We start from the raw sequence: 413 nt of genomic DNA, 5'->3' as shown, positions 1-413 counted from the left end.
CCTCCTATACCGAGCCGTTCAACACCGCCCGGACGTTCGCGTCGATGGACCATATCAGCCGCGGCCGGGTGGCATGGAACGTGGTGACGTCGGCGCTTGAAGAAGAAGCGATGAACTACGGCCGCGACGCCAATATCGACCATGCCCTGCGCTATGATCGCGCCGCCGAATTCCTCGACGTGGCCAAGGCATTGTGGGACAGCTGGGAGGACGATGCGGTCGTGCTCGACAAGGCATCAGGCCTCTTCGCCGATCCTGCCAAGGTCCACTTCCTCCATCACAAGGGCAAGCACTTCAGGGTTCGCGGGCCGCTCAACGTCACGCGGCCGCCGCAGGGCTATCCGGTGATCGTGCAGGCCGGATCGTCGGAGGCGGGAAAGAACCTCGCCGCACAGCATGCCGAAGTCCACTTC

Annotated in this window: 1 protein-coding gene; it reads left to right on the top strand. The window is 63.7% G+C overall.

Annotated features, from left to right (window positions below; genetic code table 11):
- Nucleotides 1-413 (top strand): LLM class flavin-dependent oxidoreductase (locus tag AC1D0P_RS30650; RefSeq protein ID WP_477680175.1); only part of this gene is annotated, 413 nt, incomplete at both ends.

Source organism: Polaromonas sp. P1_G2, assembly GCF_056405515.1.
This window is presented reverse-complemented; position numbering and strand designations above follow the sequence as displayed.